23 protein-coding genes are annotated in these 24,126 nt (G+C 66.4%); 15 read left to right on the top strand and 8 right to left on the bottom strand.

The genetic code is table 11. The features are described from left to right. The first annotated feature begins 82 nt into the window (after positions 1-82). Positions 83-502 carry a TM2 domain-containing protein gene (locus tag M2395_RS24205; RefSeq protein WP_011064009.1) on the top strand — a complete coding sequence of 140 codons (420 nt, stop codon included), beginning with the start codon at positions 83-85 and terminating at the stop codon, positions 500-502. A gap of 127 nt (positions 503-629) precedes the next feature. Here the strand turns inward: M2395_RS24205 and M2395_RS24200 are convergent, their stop codons facing one another. The 7 genes from M2395_RS24200 to gshB all read right to left on the bottom strand — a co-directional run bounded on the left by M2395_RS24200 (position 630) and on the right by gshB (position 6,594). After that, on the bottom strand, positions 630-1,901 hold the full coding sequence (locus tag M2395_RS24200) for a dihydroorotase (RefSeq protein WP_011064008.1): 1,272 nt from the start codon (positions 1,899-1,901) through the stop codon (positions 630-632). Further along, the gene (locus M2395_RS24195) at positions 1,898-2,902 is read right to left on the bottom strand and encodes an aspartate carbamoyltransferase catalytic subunit (protein WP_011064007.1); all 1,005 of its coding nucleotides are present in this window, start codon (positions 2,900-2,902) and stop codon (positions 1,898-1,900) included. The genes M2395_RS24200 and M2395_RS24195 overlap by 4 nt, the downstream gene beginning before the upstream one ends. 25 nt (positions 2,903-2,927) lie before the next feature. Further along, positions 2,928-3,434: a bifunctional pyr operon transcriptional regulator/uracil phosphoribosyltransferase PyrR gene (gene pyrR, locus M2395_RS24190; RefSeq protein WP_011064006.1), complete on the bottom strand. Its 507-nt coding sequence runs from the start codon at positions 3,432-3,434 to the stop codon at positions 2,928-2,930. A gap of 115 nt (positions 3,435-3,549) precedes the next feature. Next, entirely contained in the window at positions 3,550-3,987 is a 438-nt protein-coding gene (ruvX, locus tag M2395_RS24185; RefSeq protein ID WP_011064005.1) for a Holliday junction resolvase RuvX, read from the bottom strand. Continuing rightward, positions 3,987-4,556, bottom strand: coding sequence for a YqgE/AlgH family protein (locus M2395_RS24180; RefSeq protein WP_011064004.1), 570 nt, complete (start codon positions 4,554-4,556; stop codon positions 3,987-3,989). The genes ruvX and M2395_RS24180 overlap by 1 nt, the downstream gene beginning before the upstream one ends. Positions 4,557-4,641: 85 nt before the next feature. Then, positions 4,642-5,541, bottom strand: a complete 900-nt coding sequence (locus tag M2395_RS24175; RefSeq protein ID WP_077934906.1) for an energy transducer TonB — start codon at positions 5,539-5,541, stop codon at positions 4,642-4,644. Positions 5,542-5,640: 99 nt separating this feature from the next. Then, on the bottom strand, positions 5,641-6,594 hold the full coding sequence (gene gshB / locus M2395_RS24170; protein ID WP_015637364.1) for a glutathione synthase: 954 nt from the start codon (positions 6,592-6,594) through the stop codon (positions 5,641-5,643). Between the two features lie 236 nt (positions 6,595-6,830). Between gshB and pilG the strand changes: the two genes are divergently transcribed. From pilG to M2395_RS24140, 6 genes are all read left to right on the top strand, one after another. Next, positions 6,831-7,235: a twitching motility response regulator PilG gene (pilG, locus tag M2395_RS24165; RefSeq protein ID WP_011064001.1), complete on the top strand. Its 405-nt coding sequence runs from the start codon at positions 6,831-6,833 to the stop codon at positions 7,233-7,235. 57 nt (positions 7,236-7,292) lie between these two features. Further along, entirely contained in the window at positions 7,293-7,658 is a 366-nt protein-coding gene (gene pilH, locus M2395_RS24160; protein WP_011064000.1) for a twitching motility response regulator PilH, read from the top strand. 10 nt (positions 7,659-7,668) lie between these two features. Continuing rightward, on the top strand, positions 7,669-8,208 hold the full coding sequence (locus tag M2395_RS24155) for a chemotaxis protein CheW (protein ID WP_011063999.1): 540 nt from the start codon (positions 7,669-7,671) through the stop codon (positions 8,206-8,208). A gap of 140 nt (positions 8,209-8,348) precedes the next feature. Further along, positions 8,349-10,412 (top strand): methyl-accepting chemotaxis protein, encoded by a 2,064-nt coding sequence (locus M2395_RS24150; RefSeq protein WP_011063998.1) that lies wholly within the window; start codon positions 8,349-8,351, stop codon positions 10,410-10,412. Positions 10,413-10,436: 24 nt separating this feature from the next. Beyond that, complete coding sequence (locus M2395_RS24145; protein ID WP_123431081.1) at positions 10,437-16,346, top strand: Hpt domain-containing protein; 5,910 nt, start codon at positions 10,437-10,439, stop codon at positions 16,344-16,346. Further along, positions 16,339-16,788 carry a chemotaxis protein CheW gene (locus M2395_RS24140; RefSeq protein WP_019095284.1) on the top strand — a complete coding sequence of 150 codons (450 nt, stop codon included), beginning with the start codon at positions 16,339-16,341 and terminating at the stop codon, positions 16,786-16,788. Before M2395_RS24145 ends, M2395_RS24140 begins: the two co-directional genes overlap by 8 nt. 72 nt (positions 16,789-16,860) lie before the next feature. Here M2395_RS24140 and M2395_RS24135 read toward each other — a convergent pair whose 3' ends face one another. Beyond that, a complete protein-coding gene (locus M2395_RS24135; RefSeq protein ID WP_041120239.1) occupies positions 16,861-17,421 on the bottom strand; it encodes an NADAR family protein in 561 nt (186 codons plus the stop codon). A 193-nt stretch (positions 17,422-17,614) separates the two neighbouring features. On the opposite strand from M2395_RS24135, the gene mdcA reads away from it, so the two are divergent. From mdcA to madL, 8 genes are all read left to right on the top strand, one after another. Continuing rightward, positions 17,615-19,291, top strand: coding sequence for a malonate decarboxylase subunit alpha (gene mdcA, locus M2395_RS24130; protein WP_123431080.1), 1,677 nt, complete (start codon positions 17,615-17,617; stop codon positions 19,289-19,291). Next, entirely contained in the window at positions 19,291-20,166 is an 876-nt protein-coding gene (locus tag M2395_RS24125) for a triphosphoribosyl-dephospho-CoA synthase (RefSeq protein WP_123431079.1), read from the top strand. The genes mdcA and M2395_RS24125 overlap by 1 nt, the downstream gene beginning before the upstream one ends. Next, positions 20,166-20,465: a malonate decarboxylase subunit delta gene (locus M2395_RS24120; RefSeq protein WP_015637356.1), complete on the top strand. Its 300-nt coding sequence runs from the start codon at positions 20,166-20,168 to the stop codon at positions 20,463-20,465. Before M2395_RS24125 ends, M2395_RS24120 begins: the two co-directional genes overlap by 1 nt. Further along, entirely contained in the window at positions 20,458-21,309 is an 852-nt protein-coding gene (locus M2395_RS24115) for a biotin-independent malonate decarboxylase subunit beta (protein WP_123431078.1), read from the top strand. The genes M2395_RS24120 and M2395_RS24115 overlap by 8 nt, the downstream gene beginning before the upstream one ends. After that, positions 21,306-22,109 carry a biotin-independent malonate decarboxylase subunit gamma gene (gene mdcE, locus M2395_RS24110; protein ID WP_015637354.1) on the top strand — a complete coding sequence of 268 codons (804 nt, stop codon included), beginning with the start codon at positions 21,306-21,308 and terminating at the stop codon, positions 22,107-22,109. The genes M2395_RS24115 and mdcE overlap by 4 nt, the downstream gene beginning before the upstream one ends. After that, positions 22,106-22,732 carry a malonate decarboxylase holo-ACP synthase gene (locus M2395_RS24105; protein ID WP_041752659.1) on the top strand — a complete coding sequence of 209 codons (627 nt, stop codon included), beginning with the start codon at positions 22,106-22,108 and terminating at the stop codon, positions 22,730-22,732. The genes mdcE and M2395_RS24105 overlap by 4 nt, the downstream gene beginning before the upstream one ends. Beyond that, a complete protein-coding gene (mdcH, locus tag M2395_RS24100) occupies positions 22,729-23,664 on the top strand; it encodes a malonate decarboxylase subunit epsilon (protein ID WP_123431077.1) in 936 nt (311 codons plus the stop codon). Before M2395_RS24105 ends, mdcH begins: the two co-directional genes overlap by 4 nt. Before the next feature lie 67 nt (positions 23,665-23,731). Continuing rightward, complete coding sequence (madL, locus tag M2395_RS24095) at positions 23,732-24,124, top strand: malonate transporter subunit MadL (RefSeq protein ID WP_060841513.1); 393 nt, start codon at positions 23,732-23,734, stop codon at positions 24,122-24,124. The last annotated feature ends 2 nt before the right edge of the window (positions 24,125-24,126 follow it).

Raw genomic sequence — 24,126 nt, 5'->3', positions numbered from 1 at the left:
ACATTGCCCGCACGTCGAATGCCTGTAAAAAAGTCACAAAGTTTTTAAGAATATTTATCTATCACCTGCAAAGAGGCACTTAATGAACACCTATCGTCAGGATGCATCCACCCACGACACCCACAGCAAGGTGATCGGTTACCTGTTGTGGATTTTCGGTTTTACCGGGGCCCACCGCTTCTATTACGGCAAGCCGGTGACCGGGACTATCTGGTTCTTCACCTTCGGTCTGCTGGGCATTGGCTGGCTGATCGACTTGTTCCTGATCCCGTCCATGGACCGGGAAGCGGACCTTCGCTTTACCGCAGGTCCGGTGGAATACAGCGTGGCCTGGATTCTGCTGACCTTCCTCGGGGTTTTCGGCGTGCACCGCATGTACCAGGGCAAATGGCTGAGCGGGGTGATCTACCTGTTCACCGGCGGCCTGTTCTTCCTGGGGGTGCTGTACGACTTCTGGACCCTGAACGATCAGGTATCGCTGGAGAACGCCAAGCGCCGTTGATCCCGTCATCGGCGCAGGCGGTGATGGCGCAGCCTGTAGCCACTGCCGCAGGGCGCCATCAGGAGCGGCGGCTCCTTCGGCGCCGTTCGCAGCCTGCGGCAGCGGCTACAGGGTGTTTGCCAGGCGATCAGCCCTGATAGCTGATATGCCCGTCCACCAGGGTGTAGCGCACCGCGCCCGGCAGGCTATGGCCGAGGAACGGGCAGTTTTCGCCCTTGGAGAGCCAGCGCTCGCCGGCCACGGTGGAACTGGCCGGGTCGAACAGCACCAGGTCCGCCGCACCACCGGCTGCCAGCTTGCCTGCCGGCAGGCGCAAGGCCGCGGCGGGGCCGGCACTCAGGCGTGCCAGCAGGGTCGGCAGGTCCAGCAGGCCGTCCTGCACCAGGGTCAGGGCCAGGGGGAGCAACAGCTCGACGCTGCTGATGCCCGGCTCGGTGGCGCCGAACGGCGCCAGCTTGGCGTCCCGCTCATGGGGCTGGTGATGGCTGGAAATGGCTTGCACCACCCCGGACTTCACCGCTTCGCGCAGGGCATCGCGGTCGGCCCGCGAGCGCAGCGGCGGCTGCACGTGGTACAGGCTGGAGAAGTCGATCAGCGCCTCGTCGGTCAGGATCAGCTGGTACAGCGCCACATCGGCGGTGACCGGCAGGCCGCGGGCCTGGGCCTGGGCGATCAGCTCCACGCCGCGGGCGCTGGTCAGCTGGCTGAAGTGGGCGCGCACGCCGCTCTGTTCCACCAGCAGCAGGTCTCGGGCCAGGGCCACGGTCTCCGCGCTTTCCGGGATACCCGGCAGGCCGAGGAAGCTGGCGGTGGCGCCTTCGTGGGCCAGGCCGCCTTCGGCCAGGTCGCGGTCCTGGGAGTGGAAGATCACCGTCAGGTCGAAGGTGGCGGCGTATTCCAGGGCGCGGCACAGGGTGCGGGTGCTGCGGAAACCTTCCAGGCCGTTGCCGAAGGCCACGCAACCGGCGTCACGCAATGCGATCAGCTCCGCAAGCTGCTCGCCTTCCAGGCCCTTGCTCAAGGCGCCAATGGGGAACACTTTGCTGTTGCCGGCCTCGCGGGCGCGGTCGAGGATCAGTTCGGCCACCGCCGAGGTGTCCAGTACTGGCTTGGTGCGCGGCGGGCAGCACAGGCTGGTGACACCGCCGGCGGCTGCGGCGCGGGTTTCGCTGGCAATGCTGCCCTTGCGACTGTAGCCCGGCTCGCGCAGGGCGACGCTCAGGTCCACCAGGCCGGGTGCGGCCACCAGGCCCTTGGCGTCGATGGTGGTAACGGCATTGAAGCCGCCAGGCGCGGCGCCGATGGCGACGATCTTGCCGGCTTCCAGGTGCAGATCGGTGGTTTGATCCAGGCCGCTGCTTGGATCGATGACGCGGGCGCCGAGAATGCTGAGCTTCACTGGGCGTTCTCCTGCTCGAATTGTCGCTGGGCGGTCTGCCCGCTCATGGCCATGGACAGTACCGCCATGCGCACTGCAATGCCGTAGGTCACCTGGTTGAGGATCACCGAGTGCGGGCCGTCGGCTACCGCCGATTCGATCTCCACGCCGCGGTTGATCGGGCCCGGGTGCATGACGATGGCGTCGGGCTTGGCCCCGGCCAGGCGCGCGGTGGTCAGGCCGAACAGGCGGTAGAACTCGCCTTCGCTGGGCAGCAGGCCGCCCTGCATGCGTTCACGCTGCAGGCGCAGCATGATCACCACGTCCACGTCCTTCAGGCCTTCGGTCATGTCGGTGTAGACCTTGACCCCGTACTGCTCGATGCCGATGGGCAGCAGGGTTTTCGGCGCGATCACGCGGATGTCCGGGCAGCCGAGGGTTTTCAGCGCCAGCATGTTCGAACGCGCCACTCGCGAGTGCAGGATGTCGCCGACGATGGCTACCGAGAGGTTCTCGAAGCCGCCCTTGTGCCGGCGAATGGTCAGCATGTCGAGCATGCCCTGGGTCGGGTGGGCGTGACGGCCGTCGCCGCCGTTGATGATCGCCACTTGCGGGCACACGTGTTCGGCGATGAAGTGCGCGGCGCCGGAATCGCCGTGGCGCACCACGAACATGTCGGCGGCCATGGCTTCCAGGTTGCGCAGGGTGTCCAGCAGGGTTTCACCCTTGCTCGCCGAAGAGGTCGAGACATTCAGGGTGATCACGTCCGCCGACAGCCGCTGGGCCGCCAGTTCGAAGGTGGTGCGGGTTCGGGTGGAGTTCTCGAAGAACACATTGCACACGGTCTTGCCGCGCAGCAGCGGGACTTTCTTCACCGCCCGGGCGCCGACTTCGAGGAACGAGTCGGCGGTGTCGAGGATTTCCGTCAGCAGCTCGCGGTTCAGGCCGTCGAGGGACAGGAAGTGGCGCAGCTGGCCCTGATCGTTGAGCTGCAGCGGGCGCTTGGCGTCTAGAGGCGTCATCGCAATGGACTCTTAAAAGGGCGAGTTAGAGGGCGAGGTCTTGGAGCTCGAGTTGAAGCGGCGCAGGACCGGACAATTTTACCCGCTCGTGGGCGGCCAGCGACAGGGTCGCGCCCACCACATTCGGACGGATCGGCAGTTCAGCGGCGTTCAGGTCCAGCAGGCAGACCAGGGTCACGCTGGCCGGCCGGCCGTAGTCGAACAGTTCGTTGAGGGCGGCGCGGATGGTCCGGCCGCTCATCAGCACGTCGTCGATCAGCACCAGGTGCTGGCCTTCGATCTCGAACGGCAGCTCCGAAGGACGCACCTGCGGGTGCAGGCCGTTCTGGCTGAAGTCGTCGCGGTAGAAGGACACGTCCAGGGTACCCAGGGGCGAATCGCTGCCCAGGGCCTCCAGCAGGGCCTGGGCCACCCAGACGCCACCGGTACGGATACCGATGAAGCGTGGCTCGCTGATGGCGCGCTGGGCCAGGTGGGCGTTGAGATCAGCGGCCATCTGGCTGATCAGGGCGGCGGGATTGGGCAGGCTCATGGTGGCTCCTTCGTGGGCTCGCGCCTGCTGCCGGGCAGCTGGGCGCGGGAACTTACGGCTGGTGTTGGGCCAGGAGGCGCGCAGCCCCGGGGCCGCGCATCTTCAGGATGTGGTCTCAGGTGTTCAACAGGCCGGCGTTTTCATCGAGCCAGCCTTGCAGCAGCAGGGCGGCGGCGATGGCGTCCACCGGGTTGTCGCGGTAACTGCCTTTCTGGCCGCCCCGGGCCAGGCGTTCACCCTTGGCCTCGAAGGTGGTCAGGCGTTCGTCGTGGGTATAGAAGGGCACATTGAAGCGGCCGTTCAGGCGCCGGGCGAACTTTTCGGCGCGCACGCACATGTCGCTGGGGCTGCCGTCCATGTTCAGGGGCAGGCCCACCACCACGGCGTCGGGCTTCCATTCCTTGATCAGGGCTTCCACCTGGTTCCAGTCGGGCACCCCGTTCTGCGCCTTGAGGGTGCACAGCTCCCGGGCCTGGCCGGTGATGGCCTGGCCCACGGCAACGCCGATCTGCTTGGTGCCGTAGTCGAAGCCGAGGATCAGTCGCAGGGCCATCAGGCGTGGCCCGCCTGGCTGGTGAGCAGGCTGAGGTTGACCCCCAGGTGCCGGGCGGCGGCTTCCAGGCGCAGTTCGCTGCTGGTGTTGAACAGGATGTCGGCGTCGAAGGGGCAGGTCAGCCAGGCGTTGTCCGCCAGTTCGGCTTCCAGCTGCCCGGCTTCCCAGCCGGCATAGCCCAGGGCGATCAGGCTCTTGGCCGGGCCCACGCCATCGGCGATGGCGAACAGCACGTCCTGGGACGTGGACAGGGACAGCCCCTCGAGTTCCACCGTGGCCTGGTAGACCGGGCCGTTGGGGTGCAGGACGAAGCCGCGATCGGTCTGCACCGGGCCACCGCTGAAAATGGGCACGTGCTGGCACAGCAGGGACGGCTCTTGGTCAGGGCGCAATTGTTCGAGGATATCGGCCAGGTTCAGGTCCTGGGGGCGGTTGACCACCAGGCCCATGGCGCCACTGGCGTTGTGCTCGACGATGTAGGTCAAGGTCTGCGCAAAGTTCGGGTCGGCCATATGGGGCATGGCGATCAGGAAATGATGCTTGAGATAGCTTGGGCTGACATTTTTCATGAGCGCTAGTGTGGCGGTGGCGGGCCCGGCTGACAAGCTGGCGATGTGCGGCCATGGCGCTGTCACGCGGCCGATTGCCGGCCGATCAGTTGCTGGAAAGCTTGTCGCCCCGGGCGAAGCGCCAGGTGCGGATGATTTCCAGGCGATCGATGTCCGACAGGTCGCCGGTAAAGGGGGCGAACGGCGCCGCCAGGCGCACGATGCGCTGGGCCGCCTGGTCCAGCAGCGGTTGCCCGGAGGACTCCAGCACCAGCACTTCATACAGCGAGCCGTCACGGTTGATCGAGACCATCAGCCGCAAGTTGCCGTAGATCTGCTTGCGCCGGGCTTCCTCGGGGTAGTTGAGGTTGCCGATGCGCTCGACCTTCTTGCGCCATTCGTCCTTATACCAGGCGCCCTTGTCGCGCATGGTGGAGGCGGCGCTGAGGCGGTGGATGCGCGGGCGTTTGGCATACAACTGCTGTTCGTTGGCCAGCTCGGCTTCCAGGCTGGAAATCTCGCTGGACAGTTGCGAGCTGTCGAACGTCGGAGTGGGGGCCTTGGGCGTCGGGTCTTTCTTGACCTCTTCACGCTGGGTGACGGTCTTTTTCGGCTTGGGTGCGGTGGTGGCCACGGCGGCCTTGGGCGCGGCGTCCTTGACCTCGGGCTTGACCGAGGGCGGCGGCGTGACCTTCTTCACCGAGTTGTCCTGGAACGGTGCGACTTCGGTGGTTTTCGGAATGGCCTTCTTGTCCAGGGTGCCGCTGCCCTGCTGGTTGTCCTGGGCGAGGAAGTCGGCCTTCTTCGGCTTGGTCTCGCTCTTGAAGGTGGCCAGGGTGATTTCCAGGGTCTTGCTGATGGCCTTGGGCTCGGCGAAGGAAAAGCCCAGGCCGAGAATCAGTGCCAGGTGCAGGAGCGCCGCCAGGAACAGGGTAAAACCCAGGCGATCGGCCGCACGCACGCCGCTATGGGCAAGCTCGGGGGGCAGATCGGACGGGAGGCTCATCGGCAGTTCGACATCACAGGAGGCATCACACAACCAACATCACGGTTTCACAGGCGGCGCATGATAACGCAATGTTGGTTTGTGCTTGGTTGTTCTACATCACTTGGCCTTGAGCTTCTGATCGATGGCATCCATCAGCATCGCGCCGATGTTGGTGCCGAAGGCGTTGTCGATTTCACGGATGCAGGTGGGGCTGGTGACGTTGATTTCCGTCAGGTGTTCGCCGATCACGTCGAGGCCGACGAACAGCAGGCCCTTGGCCCGCAGGGTCGGGCCGACCTGGGCGGCGATCCAGCGGTCCTTGTCGCTCAGTGGGCGGGCTTCGCCACGACCGCCGGCCGCCAGGTTGCCGCGGGTTTCACCGGCAGCCGGGATGCGCGCCAGGCAGTAATCCACCGGTTCGCCGTCGATCATCAGGATGCGCTTGTCACCGTCCTTGATCGCCGGCAGGTAGGCCTGGGCCATGATCTGCTGGCTGCCGAGCACGGTCAGGGTTTCCAGGATCACCGACAGGTTCGGATCACCCGCGCGGTGGCGGAAGATCGAGGTGCCGCCCATGCCATCCAGGGGCTTGAGGATCACATCGCCATGCTGGGCCGCGAACTCGCGCAGCACGTCGGCGCGGCGGCTGACCACGGTGGGCGGGGTGCACTGGGGGAACAGCGTGGCAAACAGCTTTTCGTTGCAGTCACGCAGGCTCTGGGGCTTGTTGACCACCAGCACGCCAGCGCTTTCGGCCTGTTCCAGCAGGTAGGTGGAGTAGACGAACTCCATGTCGAAGGGCGGGTCCTTGCGCATCAGGATCACGTCCAGATCGCTCAGCGGGCAGTCGATCTCGGCGTCCAGCTCGAACCACTTCTGCGGGTTGGCGAACACCTGCAGCGGGCGCATGCGGGCCCGGGCCACGCCGTCGCCCTGGTACAGGTCGCGCTGCTCCATATAGAAGAGGGTCCAGCCGCGCTCCTGGGCGGCCAGCAGCATGGCCAGCGAGCTGTCCTTCTTGTAGGAGATGCTGGCGATAGGGTCCATGACAATCCCGACGCGAACGCTCATGGGTGGATTCCTTTAAGAAAATGAGTGGGAGCGAGGCAAAAAAAGTGGCGTCAGAGTGGCGCTGACAGGGGCCTGGGTCAAGGAAAAACCACTGCCTGGCGTGGTCCATAGATTGCAGGGGGGAGAGTGTGCTAAAAAGGCTCGCAGGCCGGGCCCAAGCCTTGAAGTTCAAGGGTTTCACCCATTGCCCGGCGGTACCGGACCAAATCATTCGCTGGGGCGATGGCAGAGCAGATATGGAACAGCATTCCAACGCCTTGAAGGTGATGGTGATCGACGATTCGAAGACGATTCGCCGCACGGCCGAAATGCTGCTGAAGAACGTCGGTTGCGAGGTCATCACCGCAGTGGACGGCTTCGAAGCCCTGTCGAAGATCGTCGACCATCACCCCGGCATCATCTTCGTCGACATCATGATGCCGCGGCTCGACGGCTATCAGACCTGTGCGCTGGTGAAGAACAACAGCGCGTTCAAGTCCATCCCGGTGATCATGCTGTCTTCCAAGGATGGCCTGTTCGACAAGGCCAAGGGGCGCATCGTCGGCTCCGACCAGTTTTTGACCAAACCCTTCAGCAAGGAAGAACTGCTGAGCGCGATCAAGGCCCATGTCCCGGACTTTGTCGCGCTTGCGCCACAGTAGACACGCACAGCGACGCCCGGCCAGCAGGCCGCGCGCCTATACCGTATGGGGAAGACCATGGCTCGTATTCTGATCGTCGATGACTCGCCGACTGAAATGTACAAACTCACCGGCATGCTGGAAAAGCACGGCCATGAAGTGCTCAAGGCCGAGAACGGTGCCGACGGCGTGGCCCTGGCCCGGGAAGAAAAGCCCGATGCGGTGCTGATGGACATCGTCATGCCCGGCCTCAACGGTTTCCAGGCGACCCGCCAGTTGACCAAGGATGCCGAGACCAGCCATATCCCGGTGATCATCATCACCACCAAGGATCAGGAAACCGACAAGGTCTGGGGCACCCGCCAGGGCGCCAAGGACTACCTGACCAAACCGGTGGACGAAGAGACCCTGATCAAGACCCTGAACAACGTCCTGGCCGGCTGACAGCCGCGCCATGAGCCAATCCCAGACCGCCTTCGAGCTGCTGCTGGAGATCGACCAGCGCTGCCGCTTGCTGGCCGCCGACCTGCCGTCCCAGGAAACCCGCCAGCACAGCTGGAGCGGCATCGGCTTTCGCCTGGGCGAGCACTGGTACGTGGCCGCCATGGGCGAGATCAGCGAAGTCCTGCACGAGCCGCGCTACACCCTGCTGCCCGGGGTCAAGCCCTGGGTCAAGGGCGTCGCCAACCTGCGCGGGCGGCTGCTGCCGATCATGGACCTGTGCGGTTTCTTCGGCCATGAGCTGTCGCCCCTGCGCAAGCAGCGGCGGGTCCTGGTGGTGGAGTACAAGGAGCTGTTCGCCGGCCTGCTGGTGGACGAGGTGGCCGGGCTGCAGCACTTTGCCCAGGACAGCCTGGAGCCCGGCATCACCGACTTTGCCGACGCCGCGGTCAACCCCTACCTGCAGGGCCAGTTCCGCCGCGATCAGGTCTGGCAGGTCTTCAGCCCCTTCGCCCTGGCCCGTTCGCCGGGGTTCCTGGAGGTGGCAGCGTGAAGGGCGCCCCGGCGCCTGGGCAACCCGTTGGCCGTGCCACGGGAAGCGCGTGTTTCCCTGGATCAACCCATGCTGCCCCGGCGTTGCGCGCGCCCCGGGCACTCGAATGCGGGACCGCCCGCTCGCCACAGGCCTGATCGATGACCAAAGCCAAAACCGGCAAGCCCCTGGAAGGCTCCCGCAGTCGCTCGCAGATCATCGTGCTGTTCATCGCACTGATCGTGTTCATCATGCTGTTGTTCGCCAACTTCGCTTACCTCAATACCCAGGCCACCTACGACAAACAGTACATCGGCCATGCCGGCGAGCTGCGGGTGCTGTCCCAGCGCATTGCCAAGAACGCCACCGAAGCGGCGGCGGGCAAGGCTGCGGCGTTCAAGCTGCTGGGGGATGCGCGCAACGATTTCGCCCGGCGCTGGGGCTACCTGAAAAAGGGTGACCCGGACACCGGGCTGCCCGGAGCCCCGGTGGCCTTGCGCCAGGAAATGCGCGCGGTGCAGCTGGACTGGGAAAAACTGCTGAAAAACACCGACGCGATCCTCGCCAGCGAGCAGACCGTGCTGTCCCTGCACCAGGTGGCGGCAACCCTGGCGGAAACCGTGCCGCAATTGCAGGTGGAGTATGAAAAGGTCGTCGAGATCCTGCTCCAGCGTGGCGCCCCGGCGGCCCAGGTGGCCATGGCCCAGCGCCAGTCGCTGCTGGCCGAGCGGATTCTCGGCGCGGTCAACACGGTGCTGGCCGGCGACGAAAACGCGGTCCAGGCCGCCGATGCCTTCGGTCGCGATGCCGCGCGCTTCGGCCAGGTGCTCAACGGCATGTTGCAGGGCAACCCGGGGCTGAAGATCAGCCAGGTGGAAGACCCGGATGCCCGGGGGCGGCTGGCGGAGATTTCCGAGTTGTTCGAGTTCGTCTCCGGCTCCGTGGACGAGATCCTCGAAACCTCCCCCGAGCTGTTCCAGGTCCGCGAGTCGGCGAGCAACATCTTCAGCCTGTCCCAGACCCTGCTGGACGAAGCTTCGCTGCTGGCCAGCGGCTTCGAGAACCTGGCCGGCAGCCGCAAGCTGGACACCATCGGCGGCTACGTCCTGGGCCTGCTGGCCCTGGCTTCGATCATCCTCATTGGCCTGGTGATGGTGCGCGAGACCAACCGCCAGTTGCGCGAGACCGCAGAGAAGAACGAGCGCAACCAGAACGCAATCATGCGTTTGCTGGACGAGATCGAGGACCTGGCCGACGGCGACCTCACGGTCACCGCCTCGGTGACCGAGGACTTCACCGGCACCATTGCCGACTCCATCAATTATTCCGTCGACCAGCTGCGTGACCTGGTGGCCACCATCAACCTCACCGCCGGCCAGGTGGCCGGCGCAGTGCAGGAAACCCAGGCCACCGCCATGCAGCTGGCCGAAGCCTCGGAGCATCAGGCCCAGCAGATTTCCGAAGCCTCCACGGCGATCAACGAAATGGCCCAGTCCATCGACCAGGTATCGGCCAACGCCGCGGAATCCTCGGCGGTGGCCGAGCGCTCGGTGGAAATCGCCAACAAGGGCAACGAGGTGGTGCACAACACCATTCACGGCATGGACAACATTCGTGAGCAGATCCAGGACACCGCCAAGCGGATCAAGCGTCTTGGCGAGTCTTCCCAGGAGATCGGCGATATTGTCAGCCTGATCGACGACATTGCCGACCAGACCAACATCCTTGCCCTCAACGCGGCGATCCAGGCCTCCATGGCCGGTGACGCCGGGCGCGGCTTTGCCGTGGTGGCCGACGAGGTGCAGCGGCTGGCGGAGCGTTCCTCGGCGGCCACGCGGCAGATCGAGACCCTGGTGCGGGCGATCCAGACCGACACCAACGAGGCGGTGATCTCCATGGAGCAGACCACCACCGAAGTGGTGCGCGGCGCGCGCCTGGCCCAGGACGCCGGGGTGGCCCTGGAAGAGATCGAAGGGGTGTCCAAGACCCTGGCGGCGCTGATCCAGAGCATCTCCAACGCGGCCCAGCAGCAGACCTCTTCGGCCGGGCAGATTTCCCTGACCATGAACGTGATCCAGCAGATCACCTCGCAGACTTCGTCCGGTTCCACCGCCACCGCCGAGAGCATCGGCAACCTGGCGAAGATGGCCAGCCAGCTGCGCCGCTCGGTGTCCGGCTTCACCCTGCCGGCCACCCGGGGCCCGGCCCCGAATGACAACCGCTGACACAAGGCTTTGACTGGAGTGGTTATGGTTGATCGGCACGACTATGTAGCCCTGGAGTGGGTCAAGGGCGAAATTGCCGAGACCCTGAAGCAGGCGCATCAGGCGCTGGAGCATCTGGCGGACGATCCCCAGGCCCTGGAGGCCATCGACCAGTGCCTGGAAGGCATTCACCTGGTCCATGGCAGCCTGCAGATGGTGGAGTTCTACGGCGCCGCGCTGCTGGCTGAAGAAATGGAAAAGCTCGCCCTGGCCCTGCAGCAGGGGCGCGTGGCCCAGCGCGACGAAGCCCTGCGCCTGCTGCGCCAGGCCATCGGCCAGTTGCCCCAGTACCTGGACCGGGTGCAGAGCGCGCGGCGCGACCTGCCGCTGGTGGTGCTGCCGCTGCTCAACGACCTGCGCAGTGCCCGGGGCGAGAGCCTGCTCTCGGAAACCAGCCTGTTCAGCCCGCAACTGCCCAGCCTGCCGCCCCTGAGCGACAAGGCCCTGGCGGCTTTGGAACCCCTGGAATTGCCCAACCAGTTGCGCAAGCTGCGACACATGTTGCAGACCGCCCTGGTGGACCTGCTGCGCGAGCAGGATGACGAGCAGAGCCTGGGCTACATGGCCAAGGTCTTCGAACGCCTGGAAGCCTTGTGCCAGGACGCTCCGCTGGCGCCCTTGTGGCATATCGCCTCGGCCCTGGTGGAGGGCATGCGCCACGACGAGATCGCCAACAGCCCGGCGGTGCGCAGCCTGCTCAAGGATGCCGACAAGGAGCTCAAGCGTCTGCTGGAACAGGGCATGGCCGGGATCAACCGGCCGGCCCCCGATGAATTGCTCAAGAGCCTGCTGTTCTATATTGCCAAGGCGCGCCATCCCACCCCATTGATGCTGACCATGAAAGAACGTTACGGACTGGATGACGCCTTGCCCGACAGCGCGGTGGTGGACGAGGAGCGCGCCCGCCTGGCCGGCCCCGACCGGGATGCCATGCGTTCGGTGCTGACTGCGGTGTGCGATGGCTTGGTGCGGGTCAAGGAACGCCTCGACCTGTTCGTGCGCAGCGACCGCCAGCACACCGACGACCTCGAAGGGCTGCTGTCGCCCCTGCGGCAGATCGCCGACACCCTGGCGGTGCTGGGTTTCGGCCAGCCGCGCAAGGTCATCATCGATCAGTTGGCGGTGGTCCAGAGCCTGGCCCAGGGCCAGCGCGCGCCGGACGACGCGGTGCTGATGGATGTGGCGGGGGCCCTGCTGTACGTGGAAGCGACCCTGGCCGGCATGGCCGGCACCGTGGAGCCCGAAAGCCGTGAGGAAAGCCGCCTGCCCACCACCGACCTGACCCAGATCCACCAGTTGGTGATCCAGGAGGCGCGGGTTTGCCTGCACCAGGCCAAGGACCTGATCGCCGAGTGCATCGAGGCCGACTGGGACGCCGAACACCTGCAGGCGCTGCCCGAGCTGCTGACCCAGGTGCGCGGCGCCCTGGCGATGATCCCGCTGCCCCGCGCGGCGGGGCTGATGCAGGCTTGCCAGCAGTTTGTCGTCGAACACCTGCTGGCGGCCCGTTCCCGGCCCGACTGGCAGCAACTGGACCACCTGGCGGATGTGCTCACCAGCCTGGAGTACTACCTGGAACGCCTGAGCGAGGACCACGAGGCGCCGGGGGAGAAGATCCTCGATGTGGCCCAGCAGGGCCTGCTCGCCCTGGGCTATGTGCCGGTGGAGCAGGTGCCGTTGCTCGATCAGCCCCTGAGCCCCAGCGAAGCCCTGGTGATGCAGGACCTGCAAGAGCTGGACGATCCCCGGGTGGCGCAGTCCCTGGCGGATGTCCTGGCGGTGCCGGTCTCGGCCCTCAACCCGCCGGCCCTGATCACCCCGGGCAGCCTGTTGCCGCCGCCAGGGGACGAGGAGCCGGTGGACGATGAACTGCGGGAAGTCTTCCTCGAAGAAACCGAGGAAGTGCTGGAGATGCTGCGCGAGTACCTGCCGCGCTGGGCCGCGGACCCCCATGGCACATCTGCCCTGAGCGAACTGCGCCGGGCCTTCCACACCCTCAAGGGCAGCGGGCGCATGGTGCGCGCGCTGGTGCTGGGGGAGCTGGCCTGGGCGGTGGAAAACCTCCTCAACCGGGTGCTGGAGCACAGCGTGGAGCCCGGTGTCGAAGCCCGGCAACTGGTGGCCGACACCCTGCAACTGTTGCCGGAACTGATCGCCGAGTTCGCCCAGCAGGCCCAGCGCCAGCGCGACGATGTCGACCGCCTGGCCGCCCGGGCCCATGCCCTGGCCAATGGTGCGCAAGGCTCGGCGCCAGTGCCGGCCGAGGCCTTGGACCCGCAGTTGCTGGAGATCTTCCGCACCGAGGCCCAGACCCACCTGGACAGCATCAACCGCTTTCTCGAGCAGGCCGCCGAACACGTACCGCTGCAGGCCAGCGACGAACTGCAACGGGCCCTGCACACCCTCAAGGGCAGCGCCTCCATGGCCGGAGTGCTGCCGATTGCCGAGCTGGCCGGCCCTCTGGACCAATTGGCCCGGGAATACCGGGCGCACTTGATCCCCCTGGACCTGGACGAGGTGGAGCTGCTGCTGGAAGCCGAAGGCCTGCTGCGCCGGGGCCTGCGGCAGCTGGACAGTGACCCGCTGGCGCCTATCGATGGCGCCCGCTCCCTGGTGGGGCGCGCCCTGGCCCTGCTGGGGGAGCGCCTGGAAACCCTGCTCAGCGCCCCGGACAGCGCGCCCCGGGCCAAGCGCGACCCGCAGTTGATCAACAACTTCCTGGCCCAGGGCATGGACATCCTGCTGGATGCCGAAAGCCTGCTGCGCCGTTGGCAGCAGCACCCGGGCGAGCGTCAGGAACTCAGCGCCCTGCTGGATGAGTTGACCACCCTGGGCGAGGGCGCGCACCTGGCCGACCTGTACCCGGTGGACGAGCTGTGCGAAGCCTTGCTCGATCTCTATGGCGCGGTGGAAGAGAGCAGCCTGGCCGTCAGCGAGCGTTTCTTCCACGAAGCCGAAAGCGCCCATGATGCCTTGATCAACATGCTCGACGAGCTGGCCGCAGGCCAGGAAGTCAGCCCGCGCCCGGAACGGGTGCAGGCCTTGCGCGAGCTGCTGGATGAAGGTCTGGACCCTTCTGCCACGGGCCTGATCAAGAGCGATGGCAGCCGCGCCCTGAGCATCAGCGAACTGGGCGCGGCCACGGCCCGCCTGGAGCAGGCTGAAGCCCCGATGCAGGCGGACGACGAAATTGTCGAGATCTTCCTCGAAGAAGCGGTGGATATCCTCGAAAGCGCCGACCAGGCCCTGCAGCGCTGGCTGGCCGACCCGGACAATGGCGCGCCACTATCTTCCCTGCAGCGAGACCTGCACACCCTCAAGGGCGGCGCACGGATGGCCGAAGTGGCACCGGTGGCGGAACTGGCCCAGGAGCTGGAGTCGCTGTACGAGGGGCTGGTGGACCGGCGCTACAGCCACAGCCAGCACCTGGGCCTGCTGTTGCGCAGCAGCCACGAGCAACTGGCACTGCTGCTGGAACAGTTGCAGGGGCAGCATCCCCTGGACGAATCCCGGGCGCAGATCGAGGCTGTGCGGTCGTACCGGCAGCAGGCCGCCAGCACCGGCGAAGTGGCCCAGGGCACGGTCGAGGAAGACCGTGCGGCCCAGGACCCGGAGCTGCTGGAAATCTTCCTCGAAGAAGGTTTCGACATCATCGACAGCTCTGCCGCGGCCCTGGCCCGCTGGCAGGCCGAGCCCCAGGGTCGCCAGGAAGTGGAAACCCTGCTGCGCGACCTGCACACCCTCAAGGGCGGTGCGCGCATGGTGGAAATCGCCCCCATCGGCGATCTGGCCCATGAACTGGAATTTCTCTTCGAAGGCCTGTCCGCCGGCCTGCTGCAACCCAGCCCGGTGCTGTTCACCCTGTTGCAGAAGAGCCACGACCGCCTGGCCCAGATGCTCGATGCGGCCCGTGCCGGCCAGCCCATCGAGCCGGCCCAGAAGCTCATCGATGCGATCCACGACCTGAGCCATCCGCGGGTAGCGACCGGCGTTGCCGCAGAAGCAGCACTGCCCAGTACCAAGCCCGAGCCCGCTGCGCCCGCGGCGGAAGCGGCAGTGGCGGGGGACATGGTCAAGGTCTCGGCAGAGCTGCTGGACGACCTGGTGAACCTGGCCGGGGAAACCTCGATCTTCCGTGGCCGTATCGAACAACAGGTCAACGATGCGCGCACGGCACTGGGCGAGATGGAAACCACCATCGAGCGCATGCGCGACCAGTTGCGCCGCCTGGACACCGAAACCCAGGGGCGGATTCTCAGCCGCCAGCAGGTGGAGGCCGAGCGCCTGGGCTACGAAGAGTTCGACCCCCTGGAAATGGACCGCCACTCGCAGTTGCAGCAGCTGTCCCGGGCCCTGTTCGAATCAGCTTCGGACCTGCTGGACCTCAAGGAAACCCTGGACCGGCGCAACCACGACGCCGAGAACCTGTTGCAGCAGCAGGGCCGGATCAACACCGAATTGCAGGAAGGCCTGATGCGCACGCGCATGGTGCCGTTCGAGCGCATGGTGCCCAGGCTCAAGCGCATCGTCCGCCAGGTGGCCGAAGAGCTGGGCAAGGACGTGGAGTTCGTGGTCGGCAACGCCGAAGGGGAAATGGACCGCAACGTTCTCGAACGCATGGTCGCGCCCCTGGAACACATGCTGCGCAACGCCGTGGACCACGGTCTGGAATCGGCCGAGGCGCGCCTTGCGGCAGGCAAGCCGGCACAGGGGCGGATCAGCCTGGACCTGTCCCGCGAGGGCGGCGACATGATTTTCGACATGCGCGACGACGGCGCCGGGGTGCCCCTGGAAGCCGTGCGCAAAAAAGCCATCAAGCGCGGCCTGCTGGACCCCGAGGCGCAGCTCAGCGACCGCGAAGTGCTGCAATTCATCATGCAGCCGGGGTTTTCCACTGCCGAGAAGATCACCCAGATTTCCGGGCGCGGGGTGGGCATGGACGTGGTCCATGAAGAGGTGCGCCAGTTGGGCGGCAGCATGAGCATCGACTCGGTTGCCGGCCAGGGCGTGCATTTTCGCATTCGCCTGCCGTTCACCGTGTCGGTCAACCGCGCGCTGATGGTGCAGTGCGCCGACGAGCAGTACGCGATTCCGCTGAATACCGTGGAGGGCATTGTCCGGGTGCTGCCCGCAGAGCTGGACGGCTACTACCAGCTCGACCCACCGCGCTATGAGTACGCCGGCCAGTCTTATCAGCTGTGCTACCTGGGGGAGCTGCTGCACACCGTGCCCCGGCCGAAGCTGCTGGGCCAGGTGCAGCCGCTGCCGGTGCTGCTGGTGCACTGCAACGAGCAGCGCATCGCGGTGCAGGTGGATGCCACCGCCGGCACCCGGGAAATCGTGGTCAAGAGCCTGGGGCCGCAGTTCGCCGCGGTCCAGGGGCTGTCCGGGGCGACGATTCTCGGCGATGGTCGGGTGGTGCTGATTCTCGATTTGCTGGCGCATATCCGCGCCTTGCAGGCCCAGGCACCGCTGCCGCGCCTGGCGGGCGACGAGCCGGCCAGCGAGGTGCAACCGCCGCGGCCGATGCTGGTGCTGGTGGTGGACGACTCGGTCACGGTGCGCAAGGTCACAAGCCGCCTGCTGGAGCGCCACGGCATGAATGTGCTCACCGCCAAGGACGGGGTCGACGCCATGGCGCTGCTGGCCGAGCACACCCCGGACCTGATGCTGCTGGACATCGAAATGCCGCGCATGGATGGCTTCGAGGTAGCGATCCAGGTACGCAACGACCCGCGCCTGCAACACCTGCCGATCATCATGATCACCTCCCGCACCGGCCAGAAACACCGCGACCGGGCCATGGCCATCGGCGTCAACGACTACCTCGGCAAGCCCTATCAAGAGTCGGTGCTGCTGGAAAGCATCGCCCTGTGGAGCAAGACCCATGCTTGATCACCGCGCCAGCACTCTCACCGGGCTGCTGCTGCCCCTGGCCGACCGTACCCTGATCCTGCCCAACGTGGCCGTGGCCGAGCTGATCGACTATCAGCAGGGCACCTTCGACCTGGATTCACCGCCCTGGTACCTGGGCCGGGTGCTGTGGCGCGAGCGGCGGATTCCGCTGATCAGCTTCGAGTCGGCCTGCGGTGGCAGGACCGTGATTGGCGAGCGGGCGCGGATCGTCGTGCTCAATGCCCTGGGCGGGCGCCCGGAGCTGAAGTTCATGGCCCTGCTGGTGCAGGGCATTCCCCGCTCCTGCAAGCTCGACAGCCAGTTGAGCTATGTCGACGTGCCCCTGGCTGCGCTGGAAAAGGCCGCGGTGCAGGTGGCCGAGCAGGTGGCCAAGGTGCCGGACCTGCTGGCCCTGGAAGAGTTGCTGGTGGCGGGGCTCTAGGCCTCTTGGCCGGCAAGCCGGCCGCTACACAACATCGCCGGTAGGAGCTGGCTAGCCAGCGAAGGCAGCCCCTCAGCCAATGCGCAACCTGTCCCGCACCTCCATCAGCGCATAGCCCAGCAGATTCAGGCCGCGCCACTGTTCCGGCCGGCTGGCCCTTGCGTCCTCTGCCGCCAGGCCGATGCCCCAGATCCGGTCCACCGGGCTGGCTTCCACCAGTACCTGGTCGCCTGTGGACAGCAGGTATTCACCCAGCGCCTGATGTTGGCTGAACTTGGCCAGGTTGCCCTGCACCACGATATCCAGGCGTGCTTCGGTCCAGCGGGCGTCATCGAAGCCGCGCACCTCGCGACCCAGTTGCTTCACGTCGGCGGGCGTCACGGCCTTGAGGATCCGCCCGTGGGTTTCCTGGTCGCCGAACAGCAGGGCCTTGCCGGCCATCATGAAATGCTCGGCGCTGGGGTATTGAATGCCATCGAGTTCCAGACCTGCGTCGAACCACTGGCTGAAACAGCTCTGGGAGATGCGTCCGTCCCGGGTGGGCTGGTGCCCCCAGAACATCAGGTAGTCGGGCTTCAGGCCATGCTTGAGCTGCTCCAGCAGCGCCTGGTTCGAGCGAATCGGTGTGTCCATGCTGACTCTCATCTTGGTCTGCCCAGGCCGCTCATGGGCCGGTACGGCGGGCATTGTGTACCGAGAGAACATGAGAGTGCCATTGCTCCGCAAATCATTACGCTGAGCGTAACGATCCAACGCCGTGCTTGATTGATGCTCCTTGTTTTCACTCCTAAGGTGACTGCCACGACAGCGAACCCGTGGAGTGAGCATGACAACAATAATTTCCCCCGACGCGCGCTGGTCGCGGCGGCGCAGCGAAAAGCAGCGGCGCCTCGAGCAGGTGCGGGCCATCGCCGATGGCGTGGTGTTGCCGGCCGACAAGATCGTCGCGGCCCTGGAAGCGCTGATCCTGCCCGGCGACCGGGTGGTGCTGGAAGGCAACAACCAGAAACAGGCGGACTTTCTCTCCCGCTCCCTGGCCAAGGCCGACCCAGTCAGGCTGCATGACCTGCACATGATCATGCCCAGCGTCGGCCGCTCCGAGCACCTGGACCTGTTCGAGCGCGGCATCGCCCGCAAGCTGGACTTTTCCTTTGCCGGCACCCAGAGCCTGCGCATCAGCCAGTTGCTGGAAGACGGGTTGCTGGAAATCGGCGCCATCCATACCTACATCGAACTCTATGCGCGGCTGGTGGTGGACCTGATCCCCAATGTGGTGCTCTCTGCCGGGTTCATGGCCGACCGCGCCGGCAACATCTACACCGGCCCCAGTACCGAGGACACGCCCGCGCTGATCGAGCCGGCGGCCTTCAGCGACGGCATTGTCATCGTCCAGGTCAACCAGTTGGTGGACGATGTCAGCGAGCTGCCCCGGGTCGACATTCCCGCGTCCTGGGTGGATTTCGTGGTGGTGGCCGACAAGCCGTTCTATATCGAGCCGCTGTTCACCCGCGACCCGCGCCATATCAAGCCGGTGCACGTGCTGATGGCGATGATGGCGATTCGCGGCATCTACGAAAAACACAACGTGCAGTCGCTGAACCATGGCATCGGTTTCAACACCGCGGCCATCGAGCTGATCCTGCCCACCTACGGCCAATCCCTGGGGCTCAAGGGCAAGATCTGCCGCAACTGGACCCTCAATCCTCACCCAACCCTGATTCCGGCCATTGAAAGTGGCTGGGTGGACAGCGTGCATTGCTTCGGCACCGAACTGGGCATGGAAAACTACATCGCCGCGCGTCCGGACGTGTTCTTCACCGGTCGCGACGGTTCCCTGCGTTCCAACCGGATGTTCTGCCAGTTGGCCGGGCAGTACGCGGTGGACCTGTTTATCGGCGCCACCTTGCAGGTGGATGGCGACGGCCATTCCTCCACCGTGACCCGTGGCCGCCTGGCCGGTTTCGGCGGGGCGCCGAACATGGGGCACGACCCCCGCGGGCGCCGCCACGGCACCCCGGCCTGGCTCGATATGCGCCAGGATCAGAGCGATGCACCCCAGGCCATGCTCGAACGCGGCAAGAAGCTGGTGGTGCAGATGGTGGAAACCTTCCAGGAAGGCGGCAAACCGACCTTCGTCGAAACCCTCGACGCGGTGGACGTAGCGCGCAAGAGCGGCATGCCCCTGGCGCCGATCATGATCTACGGCGACGACGTCACCCACCTGCTGACCGAGGAAGGCATCGCCTACCTGTACAAGGCCCGTTCCCTGGAAGAGCGCCAGGCGATGATCGCCGCCGTGGCCGGGGTTACCGCCATCGGCTTGCGCCACAACCCCAAGGACACCGCGCGCATGCGCCGTGAAGGCCTGATTGCCCTGCCGGAAGACCTGGGCATCCGCCGCACCGACGCCAGCCGCGAGCTGCTGGCGGCGAAAAGCGTGGCCGACCTGGTGGAGTGGTCCGGTGGCCTGTACAACCCGCCCGCCAAGTTCAGGAGCTGGTAATGCACGCATTCAACCTGCAATCACCCACCCCGAGCCTGGCCGAGCGCCTGGCGGACCTGGCGGTGGACGCGCTGATCGACGAGGCCGACCTGTCGCCCAAGCCGGCCCTGGTGGACCGCCGTGGCAATGGCGCCCACACCGACCTGCACCTGGGCCTGATGCATGCCTCGGCGCTGTCGCTGTGGCCGGCCTTCAAGGAAATGGCCGACGCTGCCCTGCTGCTGGGGGAAGTGGGCCTGCCCCTGCGTGAAGCCCTGGGGCGCATTGGCCGAGAAGGCGAGCAGGCCATGCTCGCCACCACTGGTGGGGTGAATACCCATCGCGGGGCGATCTGGGCCCTGGGGCTGCTGGTGGCCGCCGCCGCGCTGGAACCTCAAGCCACGAGTGCCGGCAGTGTCGCGCTGCGGGCCGCGCGCCTGGCCTTGCTCGAAGACCGTTATGCACCACGCCCCTTGAGCCATGGCGCCCAGGTGGCGCTGCGCTTCGGCGTGCGCGGTGCCCGCGAAGAAGCCCAGCAAGGCTTTCCCGCGGTGCTGCAACTGGGGCTGCCGCAGCTCAAGCGCAGCCGCGCCCAGGGCCATGGCGAACAGAATGCCCGGCTCGATGCCTTGCTGGCGATCATGAGCCGGCTGGCGGACACCTGCGTGCTCTATCGCGCCGGTGAGCTTGGCCTGCAGGCCATGCAGCAGGGGGCCCGGGCGGTGCTCGATGCTGGTGGCAGCGCCACCCTGGCCGGGCGTCGTCGCCTGCATGAACTGGATCTGCAACTACTGACCTTGAATGCCTCGCCCGGCGGCGCTGCCGACTTGCTGGCGGCCAGCCTGCTGCTGGACCGGATCGAATCCGGCGATGCTGTTAACCAGGGAGCGAACTGATGGAAACCTTGTCCTTTGAATTCCCCGCCGGCCAGCCCGGCCGTGGCCGCGCCCTGGTGGGCTGTGTCGGCTCCGGCGACCTGGAAGTGCTGCTGGAGCCGGGGCAGCCCGGCAAATTGAGCATCCAGGTACAGACCTCGGTAAACGGCAGCGCATCGCGCTGGCAGCACCTGTTCGAGCGCATGTTCGACGGCCAGACGCCGCCGGCGCTGTTGATCGACATCCATGATTTCGGCGCCACCCCCGGGGTGGTGCGCCTGCGCCTGGAGCAGGGCTTCGAGGAGATCGGCCATGACTGACAGCGCACGCTTGTTGAACAAGCACAGCTTCGTCGAGCTGGGTGCTCGGCAGCGGGCCCGGGCACTCCTGGATGCCGGCAGCTTTCGTGAGTTGCTGGACCCGTTCCAGCGGGTCATGTCGCCCTGGCTGGAGCGCCAGGGCGTAGTGCCCCAGGCTGATGACGGGGTGGTGATCGCCAAGGGCAGCATCGCGGGTTCGCCGGTGGTGATTGCTGCCATCGAAGGCGCTTTCCAGGGCGGCAGCCTCGGTGAAGTGGGCGGGGCGAAGATTGCCGGCGCCCTGGAGCTGGCCGCCGAGGACAACCGCAACGGCATCCCGACCCGCGCCGTGTTGCTGCTGGAAACCGGCGGCGTGCGCCTGCAGGAAGCCAACCTGGGGCTGGCGGCGATTGCCGACATTCATGCGGCGATTGTCGACCTGTGCCAGTACCAGCCGGTGGTCGGCGTGGTGGCCGGCAGCGTCGGCTGCTTTGGCGGCATGTCGATTGCCGCCGGTTTGTGCAGTTATCTGCTGGTCACCCAGGAAGCGCGCCTGGGGCTCAACGGCCCGCAGGTGATCGAGCAGGAAGCGGGCCTTGAGGAATACGACTCCCGGGACCGGCCTTTCATCTGGAGCCTGACCGGCGGCGAGCAGCGTTTCGCCAGTGGCCTGGTGGACCGCTACGTGGCTGACGATGTGGCACTGATCCAGGCCCAGGTCCGTGAGCTGCTGGCCCTGGGCTTGCCGTCGCGGCAACGCAGCCGCGAGGCCGAGCTGTACCTGCAACGTCTGTCCCGCCTGAACACGACGCCGCAAATCGATGCGGCGACGGTTCGCGACCTGTATCAAGGAGACCGCCCATGACTGCTAGTTCCCTGCGGGGCCTGAACTGGTTCGACGCCTTGAGTGGCGATGCAACCCCCGTGAGCGGCCTGCCACCTTCCTTGAAGGTTGCCGACGGCCAGTTGGACGGGCAGCCGGCGCGCTTCATTGCGGTAGTGCCTGACCCCGACAACCGTTTTCCCCGCGCCCGTCAGGGCGAGGTCGGCCTGCTGGAAGGCTGGGGGCTGGCCAAGGCAGTGGATGAGGTGATCCGCGCCGATCAGGACCAGGAGCACAAGCGGGCGCTGATCGCCATTGTCGATGTGCCGAGCCAGGCCTATGGCCGGCGCGAAGAGGCGCTGGGCATTCATCAGGCCCTGGCGGGCGCCGCCGACAGCTATGCCCGGGCCCGCCTGGCCGGGCACCCGGTGATCGCCCTGCTGGTGGGCAAGGCCATGTCCGGGGCCTTTCTGGCCCATGGGTATCAGGCCAACCGCTTGATCGCCCTGCGTGACCCGGGGGTGATGGTGCACGCCATGGGCAAGGCCTCGGCGGCGCGGGTGACCCTGCGCAGCGTCGAGGAGCTGGAAGCCCTGGCCGCCAGCGTGCCGCCCATGGCCTATGACATCGACAGCTACGCGGGCCTGGGCCTGCTGTGGGAAACCCTGTCGGTGCGGCAGATTGAGCAGCCGACGGCGGAGGATCTGGCCCGGGTCAATCAATGCCTGTTGGCGGCGATTGCCGATGTGCGGGCCAAGGGCGTCGACCTCGGCAGCCGTCTGGGCGCGGTGAACCGGGCGGCGTCGAGCCGAGTCCGGCAGTTGCTGCGGGAGCAGTGGTGAGCGGGTGCGGCCCCTGGCTGCCCCACGACCTGCTGTGGGGCATGACCCCGGCGCAGTTGCCGGGCGATGCGCCGGCCTGGGCCCATGCGGTGCTGGAGGCCGGGCAGCCGGTGGTGGTGCGCCGGGCCCTGACTGCACCGGGGCAGGTTGCGGTGGGTTTGCGCGGTGTTTCCCGGGAACAGCGCTATCCGGCGCTGCTGGATCTGCAAGCCGTGCAGCGCGGGGTGCGCCCCGAGCAGCTGTGTCATGTACCGCCCCAGGGCCCATGGCCGGCGTTGCAGGCGTTGCAGCACTTGCGCGATGAACTGGATGCCCAGGAGTGGATCTGGGGCGTGAGTGGCAGTGCCGGTTTCGAGCTGGCGAGCGGCGTGGCGGCCTTGCATCAGCACAGCGACCTGGACCTGATCCTGCGTACCCCGGAGCCTCTGCCACGGGCCCGGGCCCGTGAATTGCTGGCGCTGCTGGACGGCGCCGGTTGCCCGGTGGATATGCAATTGCAGGTGCCCGGCGGCGCCCTGGCCCTGCGCGAATGGGCCGGGCCGGCTGCCCGGGTTCTGCTCAAGAGCGCCAGTGGCGCGCGCCTGGTCAGCGACCCCTGGAACCCTCAGGAGCAGGCGGCATGAGCAGCCTGCTGGTGTTTCCGGGCCAGGGCGCGCAGCAGCCGGGGATGCTCCAGCGTCTGCCGCAAAGCCCGCAAGCGCGGGCCTGCCTGCAAGAGGCCAGCGATGTGTTGGGGCAGGACGTACTGACGCTGGATTCACCCCAAGCCCTGGCCAGCACCCGGGCGGTGCAGCTGTGCCTGCTGATCGCCGGCGTGGCGGCGGCGCGCACTCTGTTGCAGCCCGATACTCGGGTGAACTACGTGGCGGGCCTGTCCATCGGCGCCTATCCGGCGGCGGTGGTGGCCGGGGCCCTGGAGTTTGCCGACGCCTTGCGCCTGGTGAGCCTGCGGGGTGAGTTGATGCAGCAGGCTTATCCACAGGGCTATGGCATGACCGCATTGATCGGCCTGGAACTGGCGGCGGTGGAAGGGCTGCTGGCCCAGGTCCACAGCCCGCAGAGGCCGGTGTACCTGGCCAATATCAACGCCGACAACCAGGTGGTGATCGCCGGCAGCGATGCCGCGATGCATGCCGTGGCCGAGTTGGCCCGGGGTTGCGGGGTCGGCGTGGCCAAGCGCCTGGCGGTCAGTGTGCCGTCCCATTGCCCACTGCTGGAACAACCGGCCCAAGCCCTGGCTGCCGCCTTTGCCGAGGTACCCCTGCAACTGCCGAAGCTGGGCTACCTCAGTGGCAGCCGGGCGCGCCTCATGCGCTCCGTGGAAGCGTTGCGTGACGACCTGGCCTTCAACATGTGCCGCGTCGTCGACTGGCGCGGCACGGTGCAAAGCGCCTACGAGCGCGGGGTGCGCCTGCAGGTCGAATTGCCTCCCGGCGCGGTACTGACCGGGCTGGCCCGCCGGGTGTTTGCCCAAGGGACGGTGATCGCCTTCGACGGCGCGCGCCTGGACACCCTGCAAGCCCTGTTGAGTGAGGAGGGACGCCGCGACCGATAGAGCACCGACTCAGGCTGACGAAGCACAAGAACAACAACTTCGACGATGCACTTTGAGGACTACGACAATGATTATCTACGGTGTGGCCTTCCTGGCCTTTTGTACCCTGGTGGGTATTTTCATCGGTGAGCTGCTGGGCAAATTGATCGGCGTACCGGCCAATGTCGGCGGCGTCGGTATTGCCATGCTGCTGTTGATCGGCCTGGGCAGCTACCTGCACAAGCGCGGGTTGTTCGCCGGCAAGTCCGAGCAGGGTGTGGAGTTCTGGGGCGCGGTGTACATCCCCATCGTGGTGGCCATGGCCGCCCAGCAGAACGTCTATGGCGCGCTCAAGGGCGGGCCGATGGCGATTCTCGCCGGTACCCTGGCGGTAGTGATCGCCTTCGCCCTGGTACCGGTGCTGGTACGCATCGGCAACAAGGCGCCGGATGCGGCCGTTGCTCAGAAAACAGTGGGGTAAGG

It is taken from the genome of Pseudomonas sp. BIGb0176 (assembly GCF_024810175.1).
GTDB lineage: Bacteria > Pseudomonadota > Gammaproteobacteria > Pseudomonadales > Pseudomonadaceae > Aquipseudomonas > Aquipseudomonas protegens.
The sequence above is the reverse complement of the archived record's forward strand: the minus strand, read 5'-3'. Positions and strand labels throughout refer to the sequence as shown.